We start from the raw sequence: 14,030 nt of genomic DNA, 5'->3' as shown, positions 1-14,030 counted from the left end.
GCCGATACTGACCCAGCGTTCAGTTACCCATGAGTAGTGCGCGGATCCCCGGAGGCTGAGATGGCCCGACTCGCCCAGACGCCCGGCCTGACCGATGTGCAACAGTCGATCCTGGAGACCGTTCGGGACTTCGCCGACAAGGAGATCATCCCGCACGCGCAGCGGCTGGAGCACGCCGACGAGTACCCCACCGACATCCTCGACGGCATGCGCGAGATGGGGCTGTTCGGCCTCACCATCGACGAGGAGTACGGCGGCCTCGGCGAATCACTGCTCACCTACGCGCTGGTGGTGGAGCAGTTGTCCCGCGGCTGGATGTCGATCTCCGGCATCGTCAACACCCACTTCATCGTGGCGTACCTGATCTCCCAGCACGGCTCCGCCGAGCAGAAGGCCCGGCTGCTGCCGAAGATGGCCACGGGCGAGGTGCGGGGAGCGTTCTCCATGTCCGAGCCCGAGACCGGCTCCGACGTCTCGGCGATCAAGTCCCGGGCCGTCCGCGACGGCAACCAGTACGTGCTCAACGGGCAGAAGATGTGGCTCACCAACGGGGCCTACTCCTCGGTGGTGGCCACCCTGGTCAAGACCGACACCGGCGCCGAGTCCGTCTACGGCAACATGAGCACGTTCCTGCTGGAGAAGGAGCCGGGCTTCGGCGAGACCGCCCCCGGCCTCACCATCCCCGGCAAGATCGAAAAGATGGGTTACAAGGGCGTCGAGACCACCGAGATGGTGCTCGACGGCGTCACGGTGCCCGACTCCGCGATCCTCGGCGGCGCCGACCAGGTGGGTCGCGGCTTCTACCAGATGATGGACGGCATCGAGGTGGGCCGGGTCAACGTGGCCGCCCGCGCCTGCGGCATCTCCATCCGCGCCTTCGAGCTGGCGGTGAGCTACGCCCAGCAGCGCAAGACCTTCGGCCAGCCTCTCGCCAAGCACCAGGCGATCGCCTTCAAGCTCGCCGAGATGGGCACGAAGATCGAGGCCGCGCACGCCCTCATGGTCAACGCCGCCCGGCTCAAGGACGCCGGCCAGCGCAACGACGTGGAGGCCGGGATGGCCAAGCTGCTCGCCTCGGAGTACTGCGCCGAGGTCGTCCAGGAGGCGTTCCGCATCCACGGCGGCTACGGCTACTCCAAGGAGTACGAGATCGAGCGGCTGATGCGGGAGGCCCCGTTCCTGCTCATCGGCGAGGGCACCTCAGAGATCCAGAAGACCATCATCTCCCGAGGCCTCCTCAAGGAATACAAGCTCTGAACCGCGCCTGCTGATCGGTTGCCCGTTGCCTGGCCCGGCCGGGTTCTCCGCATCGTGGCTCGCGAGCGTGATGACTGTGCGGCATCAATATGACCCAGAGGCATCACGCTCTCCGCCGCATCTGTCCGCGTCGACGAACGCGCCGTCGCTTGTGCTCGCCGACTCTCTGGACAAGTGTTCCGGTCGGAACCGATACTCCTCGATCGCGGCGATCAGCCGGTCCTCCGGCACCGCCGTGTCCCTGCCACCGACCACCGGGGCGGGCCGCAGCGATCGCCACACCGCGGGCCGCAGCCGTACGCCGTTCAGCCGACCGTCGCGCCGGTGCGGGATGACCCGGTCGATGTTCGTCCAGGCCAGGACGGTGCGATCGTGCCGGATCGCGCTGGCGGTCAGCGCGAGCTGACCGGTGAACCGCGCCGACGCGTAGGCCGTGCGACCGAGCCATGCCGCGACTCCGATGGCGAGCACCGGCCGGACGATGTCGACCCAGAGACCCCGCTCGGGCAGGCTTGCCACCAGGGCCGCCCCGAGCACGGTCAGCATGACCCAGTCGGCCGCCAGATCGACCCAACCAGCGAGAGACCGGCGGGCCACGAGGCCGGGCTCGACAGTGTCCAGGCCGACGATCCGCTTTCGCCAGTGCAACTGGCCGTTGCGTGCCGGCCACCAGCGGCGGGCCAGCAGGCGGACGCCGATGCTCAGCCAGACAGCCAGGCTCACCGCGGAGGAGTCGACCCGGGGCACCTGGAGCAACCCGCCCGCAAGCACCACCGCGGCCAGCGCCGCGACCGTCAAGGCCAGGAACCGGCGAGGCCAGAGCCCGTCGCTGACCGAGGGCACGCGGCTCAGCCGAGACGAAGGCAGCACCGCAGCGTCAGCGAAGGCGGGTCAGGTTGGCGGCGGCGCGTTCGACGATGAGACAGCGGTCTTCGACGTAGTCCATGCCGGCCTCCTCGGCGATCCGCCGCGCCTCGGCCGAGACGATGCCCAGTTGCAGCCAGACCGCGGGAGCGCCGATCGCCGCCGCGTCCCGCACCACCTGCACCGCGTCGGCAGCCGGTCGGAACACGTCCACCAGGTCGACGGGGTGCGGAATGTCGGCGAGGGTCTTGTAGGCCCGTTCCCCGAACAGTTCGTCGACAGTCGGGTTGACCGGGATGATGCGCCAGCCGTACTGCTGCATCTGCAACGGCACGCCGTGCGCGGCCTTGAACGGGTCGCGGGACGCACCCACGACGGCGATCACGGCGGAGTCGGCGAGGATCTGCTGAGCGGTACGCACCCGCCGACTGTAGCTCCGATCAGAGCAACGTCAGCTGCTCGGCTGACGGTGGTGGCGACTCGGGCAGGCTGCGGTTGTCGCCCCGCTCCCCGCGGTGCAGCCCGTGTCGCCGGGCGGCGATCCGCACCCGTGCGGTCAACTCCCGCTGGTACGCCTGCGGCGCGTACGCGCCGGCCCGGTAGAGCTCGCGGTAGCGGGGCACGAGGTGTGGGTGCTCCCGCGCGAGCCAGTGCGCGTACCACTCCCGGGCGCCGGGACGCAGGTGCAGGGGCAGGGCGGTCACGCTGGTCGCGCCGGCGGCGGCGATCGCCGAGACGGTGGCCTCGATCGACTCGTCGCTGTCGCTGAGGCCGGGCAGGATCGGGGCCATCAGCACGCCGACGGAGAAGCCGGCGTCGGCGAGCGCCCGGACGGCGTCGAGCCGCCGGTGTGGGCGCGGTGTGCCCGGCTCGACGGTGCGCCAGAGATGCTCGTCGACGAACCCCACGGAGAAGGAGATGCCCACCGTGGTCACCTCGGTGGCCTGGCGTAGCAGCGGCAGGTCACGCAGGATCAGCGTGCCCTTGGTGAGGATCGAGAACGGGTTGGCGAAGTCTCGTAGGGCGCCGATGATCTGCGGCATCAGCCGGTAACGACCCTCGGCGCGCTGATAGCAGTCCACGTTGGTGCCCATCGCCACGTGCGCGCCCCGCCAGCGCGGTGCGGCCAGCTCCCGCCGGACCAGCTCGCCGGCGTTGACCTTGACGATCACCTTCTGGTCGAAGTCGGCACCGGCATCAAGATCGAGATAGGTGTGAGTATTTCTCGCGTAACAGTAGACGCAGGCATGAGAGCAGCCCCGGTACGGGTTGATCGTCCACTCGAACGGAACGCGGGACTGCCCGGGCACCCGGTTGAGGATGGACTTGGCCTGCACCTCGTAGAAGGTCATCCCGGCGAACTCGGGGGTGTCGAAGGTGCGGACGACGGCGCCGGGCAGCGCCAGCGGCAGGGGTGGCGTCGCTGGCGCTGCCCGCTCGGGGTCTCCCTCGACCGGGGGAGCGGTGAGGTTGTCCCAGCGCATGGGCACTATTCGAACACGTGTACGAGGCAAGCGCAAGTGACCCGCCGTACACCGGTGGGCGTCCGCGTGGTCGGAGAGGGGAGGATGGGAGCCATGGAGACGTCGACCTTCGTCTACGACGGGGACTGCGCGTTCTGCACGAGCTGTGCGGAGTTCATCGAGCGCCGCATCCCCACCGCCGCACGCGTGGTGCCCTGGCAGTTCGCCGACCTGGACGCGCTCGGCCTCACCGTGGCCGAGTGCGAGGAGGCCGTGCAGTGGGTCGGCGCGGACGGCTCACGCGCGGCCGGTCCGGACGCCATCGCGAAGCTGCTCGCCGCGAGTGGTCCGCTCTGGCGGGTCGCCGGCGCCGGCCTGCGGATTCCTCCGGTACGCGTCGCGGCCTGGCCGTTGTACCGCTGGGTGGCGCGCAACCGGCACCGGCTTCCCGGCGGCACGGCGGCCTGCTCCCTGCCGCAGGAGGCCCGGGAGCGGCTTTACGGGCCAGCCGGTCGCCCGACCACCGGCGCCTGATCGTCGCGTGCCGGCCCCGCGCCGGCGGTAACCGGGCCCGGGTCGGTCGGCACCGGGTCGACGTCGGCCGGGCGCGGCGCCGAGGCATCTGTCGTGGCCGCCTCGGGAGAGTCGCGGCCGGCGAGCCGGCGCGCCCAGACCAGCGGACGCACCCGTTCCAGCGGCAGGAAGCTGGTCATCGCGGCCAGGTGCGGCGCGAACGAGATCGTGATGGTCGCGATGGTGACCGCGTGGAACGAGTAGAAGAAGCCGACCATGGCGAGTCGCCAGCGGGGTGGCAGGAAGAAGACCACCGGGCTCAGCAGTTCGAACGCCACGATGCCGAACTGGGCGACGATCAGCAGGTACGGCACCTGGGCGATGAGGTCGGCCAGGTCGGTGCCGCGCCGGATGATCGCGCGGGCCAGGACCGAGCCGGTCAGCCAGTCCAGGCCGCCGAACCGCAGCTTGGCGAAGGCGGCCAGGAAGTACGTGCAGATCACCGCGATCTGGGTGACGCGTAGGGCCCAGCCGCCGGCCTCGGTGCGGGTGGTGTCGCCGTGTCGGGCGCGGCCGGCGGTGGGCAGCACGGCCAGTGCGACGAGCAGCCCGAACCGGTCGTGGTCGACCTTCCCGTAGCTCATCGCGATGATCATCCACTCCAGGTACAGCGCGCACACCGCCCAGCCGAGCAGGCGGGGCGCTCGTCCGGTGGCGGCGAGGAGGGCGAGCAGCAGCAACGCCCAGAAGATCACCGTCACCAGCGTCTCGGTTGGCGTCGGCAGTGGGAGCAGGCGGCCGATCAGGAGTGGTTGGTACAGGTCGCCGGGCACGCTGACCCGGGTGCGTACCCAGGGGGTGAAGATCACCAGGTCGGCGGCGACGAACAGGTAGATCAGGGTGCGGAAGGCGGCCACCCGGCCCCGGGGTACGGCCTCGGTCAGCCAGCGGTTCATCGGGCGGCCTGCCAGCTCACGACGGTCTGGTCGGTGTGCTCGCCGGTCGGTCGGCCGGCGCGGATGCCGTGCCAGCGGATGACGATGCGGACCTCGACCAGCGCGGGGGCGTCCGGGTGGCGTTCGGCGTACGCGTCGGCGACCTCGGTGAGCAGCGTCGGGTCGGCGGCGTATCGGGCCTGCTGGCCCTCGATCTCGGCGCGGCGGATGCCTGTCGCGTTCTGGTCGAGGTCGATCACCGCACCGGAGCTGTTCACCCCCTCGACGCGGGTGTCAGGGGCGGGTGCGTTCGGCGGGTTGGAGGTGGAGTACATCCGGAACGGGCCGAACGGGAAATCGTCGTCGCTGCCCCAGAAGGTGCCGACGACGAGCAGGACGAGGCCGAGTGCGGTCGCGCCCAGCCGGGTCACGCGCCCTCGGGTGGTCAGATTCTCCATCGGGTCGTGACGATACGGGATGTACCGACGGCCTCGGGTCCCTCCGACGGCCAGTTCGGCCCGACCAGCCAGGTGATCATGGGTGGAGTCTGCGGGGTACGACGAAGGCCGGGCCCGCACCGGGCCCGGCCTCGCGTGTCGTCGTGGGGACGACTCAGTGGTTGTGCTCGGCCAGCTGCTTGCGGACGTCGTCCATGTCCAGCGCCTCGACCTGCTCGATCAGGTTCTCCAGCGCGGACTCGGGGAGGGCGCCCGGCTGGGCGAAGACGATGACGCCGTCGCGGATCGCCATGATCGTCGGGATCGAGCGAATGTCGAACTTGGCGCCCAGCTCCTGCTGAGCCTCCGTGTCGACCTTGCCGAAGACGATGTTCTGGTGCTTCTCCGAGGAGCGCTCGTAGACCGGGGCGAACCGCTTGCACGGACCACACCAGTCGGCCCAGAAGTCGACCAGGACGATGCCGTCGTTGCCGGTCACCTCGTCGAAGTTCGTCGAGGTCAGCTCAACGGTTGCCATTGCACTCTCCGATCACCGCGGTTTATCTACGTCCCGTAGAACCAGGGCTGACCGTATCGAATTCCCGGGGGGTGGGTCACGAAACGTGCCCGGGGCTGCCGGGGGGTGCCGACGGTCATCGACAAGCATCTGTTCACACCCGACCTGCGGAACGCAAGTGCATGACGCACTTGCGTGACCTGCGGTGATGGGAGCGTTTCCAGGGAGATCCACGCGATTGAGCACTACGAATCGGTAACTTGGGCCTTGACAAGGAGGTATCCGGCCTGCGGAGATCGCTGATCAACCTCCGCCTCATCACTCACAGTAGTGTTACAAAAAGATAAATGTGACCGCGACCTCTGTTGAAGCTACGCACCCGTAGGGCAGAATTCCTCACATCAGAGCGTGGGCGGCGGGTGCCGGGGAGGGCCCCGCCGCTCATTGCGTCTCCCCCCAGGCGAGTGACCGGTGTGACATTTCCGCCGCCGTCGCGCCCCGCCGGTTGCCTTAACCATCGGTAAGGCATGCTGTGCCGAACTCCATCGCCGCCCGTCGAAGGGACCAGCATGCAGTTCGGTCGCTACTACGAGGAGTTCGAGGTCGGCGCGGTCTACCGGCACTGGCCGGGCAAGACCGTCACCGAGTACGACGACCACCTCTTCTGCCTGCTCACCATGAACCACCACCCGCTGCACATGGACGCGCACTACGCCGCGACGGCCAGCCAGTTCAAGCGCAACGTCGTGGTCGGCAACTACATCTACTCGCTGCTGCTCGGCATGTCGGTGCCCGATGTGAGTGGCAAGGCGATCGCCAACCTGGAGGTCGAGTCGCTGCGGCACGTCGCGCCGACCTTCCACGGCGACACGATCTACGGCGAGACCACGGTGCTGGACAAGCGAGAGTCCGGCTCGAAGCCCGACCGGGGTGTGGTGTCGGTGGAGACCCGCGGCTACAACCAGGACGGCACGATGGTCTGCGTCTTCCGGCGCAAGGTCATGGTCCCCAAGCGGGAGTACGCGGCCGCCGCGGTGCCCGACGGCGTGGATCCGGAGCGGCCCAGCTTCCCCGAGCCGCGCTGACGAGTCACGGCGGGCTCGACCGTCGACGAACACCGGGTTCCTTCCCCAGCGCGGGTCTGCTGGGGAAGGGGTCCGGTGCCCGTCGCGGGGCATATGCTGACGCCGGAGGTTCCGATGAGCCACTCCGTCGCGGGAGAGCCGCCCTCTGCCGGCCGCCGAGCCGCACCCTTGACCACCGCTGTCTACTCCGCCGTCGAGTGGGATCTGCTCACCAGCCTGCCCGGTCGGGTCCTCGTGGCCGCCGCGGCACCGGGGCCTGGCCGGACGGAGCGTGGAGTGATGGCCGGCCTGGCCGGTCTGGATGCCGTGGCCGCAGGCCGAGCCTCCGACAGCGACCTGGTCCGCGCGGTGGTCGCCACGATCTACGCCCGCCACGACGGCACCCCACAACCCGCCGAGCGGCTCACCGACCTGGTGGACCTGCTGGCCGCCTGCCGGGCGGCGAGCCGGGTCCTCCGGCGGCGGGCCGACCCCGCCGACTCGGCCGCGTACCGCCAGTGGGTGCAGTCTGTCGCGGCCCGGGTCTGTCGTGCGGTGCCCGGCACCGGCACGCGCCGGGTGGACCCAGCGGCCAGCCCGGCGGACCGGCGCTTCCTGGACCGGCTCGGTGCCGCCCTCGACCTGGGCTGACCGGCAGGTCGGCGTGGCCGACGCCGACGTGGTCCGTACCCTCTGATGACCGTGACCGACGACCAGCTTGAGGTGGGCGTGGGCCCCTGGCCGGGGGACCCGCCGGACGACAGCCGCTACGACCCGCAGCTGCTCGCGGAGGGGGACCGGCGCAACGTCGTCGACCGCTACCGCTACTGGCGGCACGAGGCGATAGTCGCCGACCTGGACCGGCACCGGCACGGCTTCCACGTCGCGATCGAGAACTGGCAGCACGACTTCAACATCGGCACCGTGGTGCGTAACGCCAACGCGTTCAACGCCGCCGAGGTGCACATCGTCGGACGGCGACGGTGGAACCGGCGCGGCGCGATGGTGACCGACAGGTACCAGCACGTACGGCACCACGAGACGATCGAGGAGTTCGTCGCCTGGGCGGCCGAGCGGGAACTGCCGGTGTTCGGCATCGACAACCTGCCCGGGTCGCGTCCGCTGGAGACCGGCACCCTGCCGCGGGACTGCGTGCTGCTGTTCGGCCAGGAGGGCCCCGGCCTCTCCGCGCCGGCCCGTGCCGCCTGCCACCAGCTCTACTCCATCGCCCAGTACGGCTCGACGAGGTCGATCAACGCGGGCGTGGCCAGCGGAATCGCCATGCACGCCTGGATCCGCGCGCACGCCGGTACGCCGCCGGACTGACCCACGTACGGTGCCGAATCGGACGTTCCGGCTTGACGTGCCGGCGGTACGGGGAGACGGTGGGGATGTGAGTGTCGCGGTGAGTTGTCCGAGATGCGGGGGCCCGGTACGGGCGCCGGATCTGATGAACACCGACTCGAGATGTGCGCGCTGCGGCCCGGTGCCGCCGTTGCACGTGCCCGAGCACATCGGAGCGGACATCGTGGCCAGCGTGGTGGAACGGATCACCGCGACCGGCGATCCACCGGTGACACCGCTGTGGTGCCCGTGGCCGCTGCCGCCCGGTTGGACACTCACCGGCGTGGCGTACGCCGGGGACGACCGCACGGGTGTGCGGGCGACAGTGGTGGCGTGCGCGGGCCCCGCGCCCCTTGGTGGTGGTCCGGCCGATCTGGTCTTCGTGGCCGAGGAACCCGGTGTCGGCCTGGGCACCCGGCTTGCCGGTCTGACCGGGCCGGATCCGGGACCGGAGTTGATGGACGCGTTGACCGACCCGGGGCCGGGTCACCCTGACCACGTCGGACAGGCGAAGATCAAGGTCGGCGGGCACCCCACTCCACTGTGGTTGGTGAATTCTCCAACGGATCGAAGCGCGTACGCCGGCGAAGCTCGGGGAATGTGGCTCCATGCGATAGCCTGGCCGGCGAGTGCGGGTCACCTGCTCGCGGAAGACGTCGTGCTACACGACCTGACCGAGTGGACTCCGCCCGAGCTCGTGTACGGCGCACCGTCCCCGTATCTACCCGGTAGAGCTTGACAACTCTTCCGGATTGACGGAGAACGGACGCAGATATTCACTGTACGACACCACACTGATACTCTGGGTGCCGCTGCGGTAATGGGACCCGGCGCCGCGCGAGAGGATGGCCCGCCATGGTCAAGAAGGTCCTCACCTGGGCCGGAATCGCATTCTTGATCTTCTTCGTCGCCTACCGACCAAACTCGGCGGCGGACGTGTTCAAGTCGCTCGGCGGCGGGATCATGGATATCGCCCAGGGGTTTGGCGACTTCTTCACCAGCCTCGTCGCCTAGCCGCCGATGGGCAGCCCCTCCGGTCCACCCTTCGACCCGGACGACCCCGACCGGGAACGTCGCGAGCGCGACACCGAGCCGATCCCGCGGATCGGGCCTGATGACGGCCCGGGCTACGGGGCCGGTCCCAGCCTGTCCGACGGTCCGTCCCTTTCGGACGACGTCGGCTATGGCGACGGGCCCGGCTACGCCGGCCAGGGTCGTTCCGGTCGGGGGTGGATCCGTGATCCGGAGGCCAGCTACCAGCCGCCGCAGATCTCCGAGGACGAGCTGGCCGGGTTGCGTGCCGACGCGACCGGCTCGACCCCTCGGCGGGTGCTGCCGCTGGAAGACGAGCCCAGTTCGCTGGTGGCTCGCTACCTCTTCCCCACCGAGCGCTACCGGGGCGAGTGGAAGCGACACTGGATCCACCTCAGCAACCCGCTGTTGATCGGCGTCGCGGCGACCTTCGTGCTCGGCTATCTCTCCGGCTTCCTCGCCGGTCAGGACGTCGGCGCGTTGACCACCATTGCCGTGCTGCTGTGGTTCGCGGTGATGGGCTGGGTGGCGTGGAAGGTCGCCGACTGGTGGTATGACCGGTTCATCCTGACCAACAAGCGGGTCATGGTGGTCAACGGGATCGTCACCCGCAAGGTGGCGATGATGCCGCTGGTCCGGGTCACCGACATGAAGTACGAGCAGACCCCGACCGGTCGAGCGCTCAACTACGGCACCTTCGTGCTGGAGTCCGCCGGCCAGGAGCAGGCGCTTCGCGAGGTCAAGAACCTGCCCAACCCGAACGAGCTCTACCTGCGCGTCGTCGAGGAGATGTACGAGCCGCAGGCCGTCGAGGCGCGGCTCGGCAAGGAAGCCGACGAGGCCAAGGCCGACGACGGGGCGTGAAGGTTTTCGACCGAACATCGGAGCAAGTGCGCACCTTTCGTCATGGACCAGACCGCCCCTGACGTGGCACTCTGCCAGGACGGCAGGGGTGTGGAGGTGGGCGGTGGCGAGCAAGGACTCGTTGGAGGAGCAGTTCCGCGAGTTCGTCGCGGCCCGCTCCGCCGCGCTCCTGCGTACCGCTTATCTGCTCACCGGCGACTGGGCCACGGCCGAGGACCTGCTCCAGACGGCGCTGACCAAGACCTACCTGGCGTGGAAGCGGCTCGGCGGGATCGAGGCGGTCGAGCCGTACGCCCGGCGTGTGATGGTCAACACGTCGACCAGTTGGTGGCGGCGGCGCTGGCACGGCGAACGCCCGACCGAGGTGCTGCCCGAGCGGGCCGGTGTCGACGAGATCGAGCAGCAACTTGACCGTGACCTGCTCTGGCGGCATCTCCGGGAGTTGCCCAACCGGCAGCGGGCAGTGCTGGTGCTGCGCTACTACGAGGACATGTCGGAGGCGCAGACCGCCGCGATGCTGGACATTTCACCGGGCACGGTGAAGAGCCAGTCGTCCCGGGCGCTCGCCACGCTGCGTCGGCGACTGGGCGCGGACGCACCGGAGCTGGCAGCTGCCGCCGGCATCGCCGGCCGGACTGGCGCTGCCGACAGTGCCGCGGGCGCTATCGGTGCCGGCGGCCGGACGGCGGGCTCGGGTTCCCGGACCGGGATCCCGGCCACCGGTGCCGCTGCCTCACCCCGTCCCGGACGGGCGGCTGGCCGGCCCGTGCCCCGCCCTACCGCTCCGCGCCCCGCAGTGCCGCGTGGGATCGATCCGCAGGTGGTCCTGCCCACCGCCCCGGCGGCCGTGCCCGTCGGCACGGGCTCCGGGGAACAGCAGTGAGTCAGTTCCCCGGCCGACGCGACAACCTGACGGACGGCCCGCAGCGTTCATACCAGGTGCGGCCTGACGAGTTGGAAGGTGCGGTGCGGGAGACACTCTCGCACCAGGTCGCCCTTGCCCGCCCGCTGAGCGTCGACCCGGCCGGCCAGGCCATCCGTCGCGCGAACCGGATCCGGCGTCGACGCACCGCCGCCGGCCTCGCCCTCGCGGCGGTCACCACCGTGCTGCTCAGCGCCGGCATGGCCCAGCTCGGTGCCGAGACCAGGCGGGACGGCTCACCCATCGTCGTGATCGGCGACCCCGACCCGACCAGTCGACCGTTCCCGACGGCCAGCATTCCCGGCCCCGACCCCTCGCCCACGGCGTCGACCTCGCTCATCGTCAGCGAGACGCTGGTCAGCGCCGACGGGCGGCGGCTGGTGTTGTCCGACGTCGGGCCGGCCGAACGCGTCCAGCCGCTGCCCAGCGGAGGCGGTTGGCTGGTGGTGGGCGCGCCGAGCACCGCCGGGCGCTCTCTGTCGGTGGTGCAGGACGACGGCCTGGTGCAGGTGCTGCTGGCCGGTGCCGGCGCGATCGTCCTGGCCCCGGACAGCCGCCAGGTCGCCTGGCGCGACGGAGACGATCTCCTGATGGCGGGTGTGGTCGGCACCCAACTCATCGGGTCGGTGCGCACCCCGGTGCCGGCGGCGGCGGAGCCCGTCCGGTTCGTCGGTGACAGCGTGCTGGTCCGACTCGACCCGGCCAGCGCCGGTCACACACTCTGGCGGCCCGGGGCGGGGCCGCTGCCCGACGCCCTCGACCGGTTGAGCCTCAACGTCTACGGGCGGCTGCCCGACGGGCGGCTCGTCGGGCAGGTCAGCACGGCCGATCCGGGCCGGACCTGCCTTGCCATCCTCACCCCGACACGTCACCTGGACCCGGTACGCACGGGCTGCGGTCCGGACCTGAGCCAGGACGGCGTCGGCGGGGTTTCGCCGGACGGGCGGTGGCTGCTGGTCAACGAGGACAACGGCTCGGCCGGTCGGTCCCTGCTGGTCGACCTGCGGCGGCTCGGGCCGGGTGCGACAGCCGTTGCGGCCGGGCCGCCGATGACCGGGGCGATCGTCTGGAGCGACGAGGCCCAGGCCTCCTACCTCGACGGCGACGGCGAGCTGGTCCGGGTCGACGTCGGTCAGGTGCGGGCGGGAAAGCCCGCCGGCCCCGCTGCGGTGCCCGGCGTGCCAGCCGGGGAGCGGCCGATCCTGGTGCAGGGCTTCTGACCCCAGGTGGCCCATGTGAGCCGGGCTCACCGTTTCCTCGGTAACGTCGGGCGGTGACCTCGCGTACCGGCCCCGCCCCCCGGATCGACCTGCACGCCCATTCGACGGCCAGCGACGGCACGCTGACCCCGGCCGAGCTGGTCGGCGCGGCCTCCGCCGCCGGGCTGGACGTGCTGGCGATCACCGACCACGACACCACGGCCGGCTGGGCGCCGGCAGTGGCCGCGCTGCCACCCGGTCTGCGTCTGATCCGGGGTGCGGAGTTGTCGTGTCGCTGGTCCGGTCCGCAGCCCGCGGTGCCGCTGCACCTGCTCGCGTACCTGTTCGACCCGGACCACGCGGAGCTGGTGGCCGAGCTGGCGCGGGTCCGGGCCGCCCGGGAAGAGCGTGGCGAACGGATCGTCGGCCTCCTGCGGGCCGACGGCATCGACGTGAACTGGCCGGACATCCTGGTCGGCGCGGGTGGCGGCACGGTGGGACGTCCGCACATCGCGCAGGCACTCATCCGCGCCGGCCTGGTCGGCAGCGTCCGGGAGGCGTTCGGCCCGGACTGGCTGGGCGAGCGGTACCGGCTGCCCAAGGAGGACATCGACGTGTTCCGGGCCGTTCGGCTGGTCCGGGCGGCCGGAGGCGTGCCGGTCTTCGCCCACCCGCGAGCCACCCGACGCGGCCGGGTGGTGCCCGACGAGCTGATCGCCGAGCTGGCCGCCGCCGGGCTCGCCGGGCTCGAAGCCGACCACGAGGACCACAGCCCGGCCGAGCGGGACCACGTGCGGGCGCTCGCCGCCGAGCTCGGTCTGCTCGTCACCGGCTCCTCGGATTTTCACGGCACCCACAAGACCGTCCAACTCGGCGCGTTCAGCACCAGCGTCGAGGCGTACGAGCGGATCGTCGCCGAGGGGGTGACCGAGGTCGCTTGGGGCTGATCCGGGTATTTCGCCCATCGCGGCGCGGCTAGGTTGATCGCGTGGATCTGAAGCTGTTCGGCGAGGTTTTCGTGACTCTGCTGGTGATCACCGACCCGCCGGGCATGATGCCGATCTTCCTGGCGCTGACCGGCCCCCTGCCCGCCCGCGACCGTAACCGGGCAGCCTGGCAGGCCGTCGCGTTGGCGCTCGGCGTCATCGTGATCTTCGCGGTGGCGGGGCAGACCCTGCTCGACTACCTGCACGTGGACCTGCCGGCGTTGCAGGCAGCCGGTGGGCTGCTGCTCGTGCTCGTCGCCCTTGAGCTGCTGACCGGCAAGGCCGACGACCCGAGCCAGCAGGTCACCTCCAACATCGCCCTGGTGCCGCTGGGCACGCCGTTGCTGGCCGGCCCGGGTGCCATCGTGGCCACCATGCTCTTCGTCCAGCAGGCCGACGGGCTGGGAGAGTTCAGCGCCATCGCCGTGGCGATCCTCGCCGTGATGGTCGCCGTCTGGATCGTCCTGCGCTTCTCCGGCGGCATCGTGAAGATCCTCCGGCCGGGCGGGATCGAGGTGCTGACCCGGATCGCCGGCCTGCTGCTGGCCGCGATCGCCGTGCAGCTCATCGCCGACGCGGTGGCCGCCTTCGTCACGCAGTACGTGAACATGGCCTGACGGCACACGCGCGATG

18 protein-coding genes are annotated in these 14,030 nt (G+C 70.6%); 12 read left to right on the top strand and 6 right to left on the bottom strand.

Annotation, left to right across the window (positions count from 1 at the left end):
* Positions 1–60: 60 nt before the first annotated feature.
* Positions 61–1,257, top strand: a complete 1,197-nt coding sequence (locus tag ACFYPG_RS08175; protein ID WP_387351828.1) for an acyl-CoA dehydrogenase family protein — start codon at positions 61–63, stop codon at positions 1,255–1,257.
* Between the two features lie 84 nt (positions 1,258–1,341).
* On the opposite strand, the gene ACFYPG_RS08170 is transcribed toward ACFYPG_RS08175, so the two are convergent.
* The 3 genes from ACFYPG_RS08170 to ACFYPG_RS08160 are packed head-to-tail and all read right to left on the bottom strand — an operon-like array spanning position 1,342 to position 3,605.
* Positions 1,342–2,100, bottom strand: a complete 759-nt coding sequence (locus ACFYPG_RS08170) for a hypothetical protein (RefSeq protein ID WP_387351080.1) — start codon at positions 2,098–2,100, stop codon at positions 1,342–1,344.
* Positions 2,101–2,134: 34 nt separating this feature from the next.
* Positions 2,135–2,542 (bottom strand): CoA-binding protein, encoded by a 408-nt coding sequence (locus ACFYPG_RS08165; RefSeq protein ID WP_387351078.1) that lies wholly within the window; start codon positions 2,540–2,542, stop codon positions 2,135–2,137.
* 19 nt (positions 2,543–2,561) lie between these two features.
* Positions 2,562–3,605, bottom strand: coding sequence for an Rv2578c family radical SAM protein (locus tag ACFYPG_RS08160; protein WP_387351077.1), 1,044 nt, complete (start codon positions 3,603–3,605; stop codon positions 2,562–2,564).
* Between the two features lie 93 nt (positions 3,606–3,698).
* Here ACFYPG_RS08160 and ACFYPG_RS08155 point away from each other — a divergent pair, with 93 nt between their 5' ends.
* The gene (locus ACFYPG_RS08155; RefSeq protein WP_109819716.1) at positions 3,699–4,118 is read left to right on the top strand and encodes a thiol-disulfide oxidoreductase DCC family protein; all 420 of its coding nucleotides are present in this window, start codon (positions 3,699–3,701) and stop codon (positions 4,116–4,118) included.
* Here the strand turns inward: ACFYPG_RS08155 and ACFYPG_RS08150 are convergent.
* From ACFYPG_RS08150 to trxA, 3 genes are all read right to left on the bottom strand, one after another.
* Entirely contained in the window at positions 4,082–5,053 is a 972-nt protein-coding gene (locus tag ACFYPG_RS08150) for an HTTM domain-containing protein (RefSeq protein ID WP_355005112.1), read from the bottom strand. The genes ACFYPG_RS08155 and ACFYPG_RS08150 overlap by 37 nt on opposite strands.
* On the bottom strand, positions 5,050–5,490 hold the full coding sequence (locus ACFYPG_RS08145; RefSeq protein ID WP_355005113.1) for a hypothetical protein: 441 nt from the start codon (positions 5,488–5,490) through the stop codon (positions 5,050–5,052). Before ACFYPG_RS08145 ends, ACFYPG_RS08150 begins: the two co-directional genes overlap by 4 nt.
* A 154-nt stretch (positions 5,491–5,644) precedes the next feature.
* Positions 5,645–6,007: a thioredoxin gene (gene trxA / locus ACFYPG_RS08140; protein ID WP_007455291.1), complete on the bottom strand. Its 363-nt coding sequence runs from the start codon at positions 6,005–6,007 to the stop codon at positions 5,645–5,647.
* A gap of 548 nt (positions 6,008–6,555) precedes the next feature.
* Here trxA and ACFYPG_RS08135 point away from each other — a divergent pair.
* From ACFYPG_RS08135 to ACFYPG_RS08090, 10 genes are all read left to right on the top strand, one after another.
* Positions 6,556–7,071: a MaoC family dehydratase gene (locus tag ACFYPG_RS08135; protein ID WP_030486570.1), complete on the top strand. Its 516-nt coding sequence runs from the start codon at positions 6,556–6,558 to the stop codon at positions 7,069–7,071.
* 93 nt (positions 7,072–7,164) lie between these two features.
* Positions 7,165–7,701 carry a hypothetical protein gene (locus tag ACFYPG_RS08130; RefSeq protein WP_355005114.1) on the top strand — a complete coding sequence of 179 codons (537 nt, stop codon included), beginning with the start codon at positions 7,165–7,167 and terminating at the stop codon, positions 7,699–7,701.
* A gap of 51 nt (positions 7,702–7,752) precedes the next feature.
* Positions 7,753–8,376, top strand: coding sequence for an RNA methyltransferase (locus ACFYPG_RS08125; RefSeq protein ID WP_355005115.1), 624 nt, complete (start codon positions 7,753–7,755; stop codon positions 8,374–8,376).
* Between the two features lie 10 nt (positions 8,377–8,386).
* A complete protein-coding gene (locus tag ACFYPG_RS08120) occupies positions 8,387–9,133 on the top strand; it encodes a DUF6758 family protein (protein ID WP_387351074.1) in 747 nt (248 codons plus the stop codon).
* A gap of 116 nt (positions 9,134–9,249) precedes the next feature.
* Positions 9,250–9,408: a hypothetical protein gene (locus ACFYPG_RS08115; RefSeq protein ID WP_007455302.1), complete on the top strand. Its 159-nt coding sequence runs from the start codon at positions 9,250–9,252 to the stop codon at positions 9,406–9,408.
* A gap of 6 nt (positions 9,409–9,414) precedes the next feature.
* Entirely contained in the window at positions 9,415–10,290 is an 876-nt protein-coding gene (locus ACFYPG_RS08110; protein ID WP_355005117.1) for a PH domain-containing protein, read from the top strand.
* A 103-nt stretch (positions 10,291–10,393) separates the two neighbouring features.
* Positions 10,394–11,173, top strand: coding sequence for a SigE family RNA polymerase sigma factor (locus ACFYPG_RS08105; protein WP_387351071.1), 780 nt, complete (start codon positions 10,394–10,396; stop codon positions 11,171–11,173).
* Positions 11,170–12,432: a hypothetical protein gene (locus ACFYPG_RS08100; protein WP_387351069.1), complete on the top strand. Its 1,263-nt coding sequence runs from the start codon at positions 11,170–11,172 to the stop codon at positions 12,430–12,432. Before ACFYPG_RS08105 ends, ACFYPG_RS08100 begins: the two co-directional genes overlap by 4 nt.
* Positions 12,433–12,485: 53 nt before the next feature.
* Positions 12,486–13,358 (top strand): PHP domain-containing protein, encoded by an 873-nt coding sequence (locus tag ACFYPG_RS08095; RefSeq protein WP_387351067.1) that lies wholly within the window; start codon positions 12,486–12,488, stop codon positions 13,356–13,358.
* A gap of 41 nt (positions 13,359–13,399) precedes the next feature.
* Positions 13,400–14,014 carry a MarC family protein gene (locus ACFYPG_RS08090; protein WP_091394729.1) on the top strand — a complete coding sequence of 205 codons (615 nt, stop codon included), beginning with the start codon at positions 13,400–13,402 and terminating at the stop codon, positions 14,012–14,014.
* Positions 14,015–14,030 lie beyond the last annotated feature (16 nt).

It is taken from the genome of Micromonospora sp. NPDC005553, assembly GCF_042871765.1.
Lineage (GTDB): Bacteria > Actinomycetota > Actinomycetes > Mycobacteriales > Micromonosporaceae > Micromonospora.
This window is presented reverse-complemented; position numbering and strand designations above follow the sequence as displayed.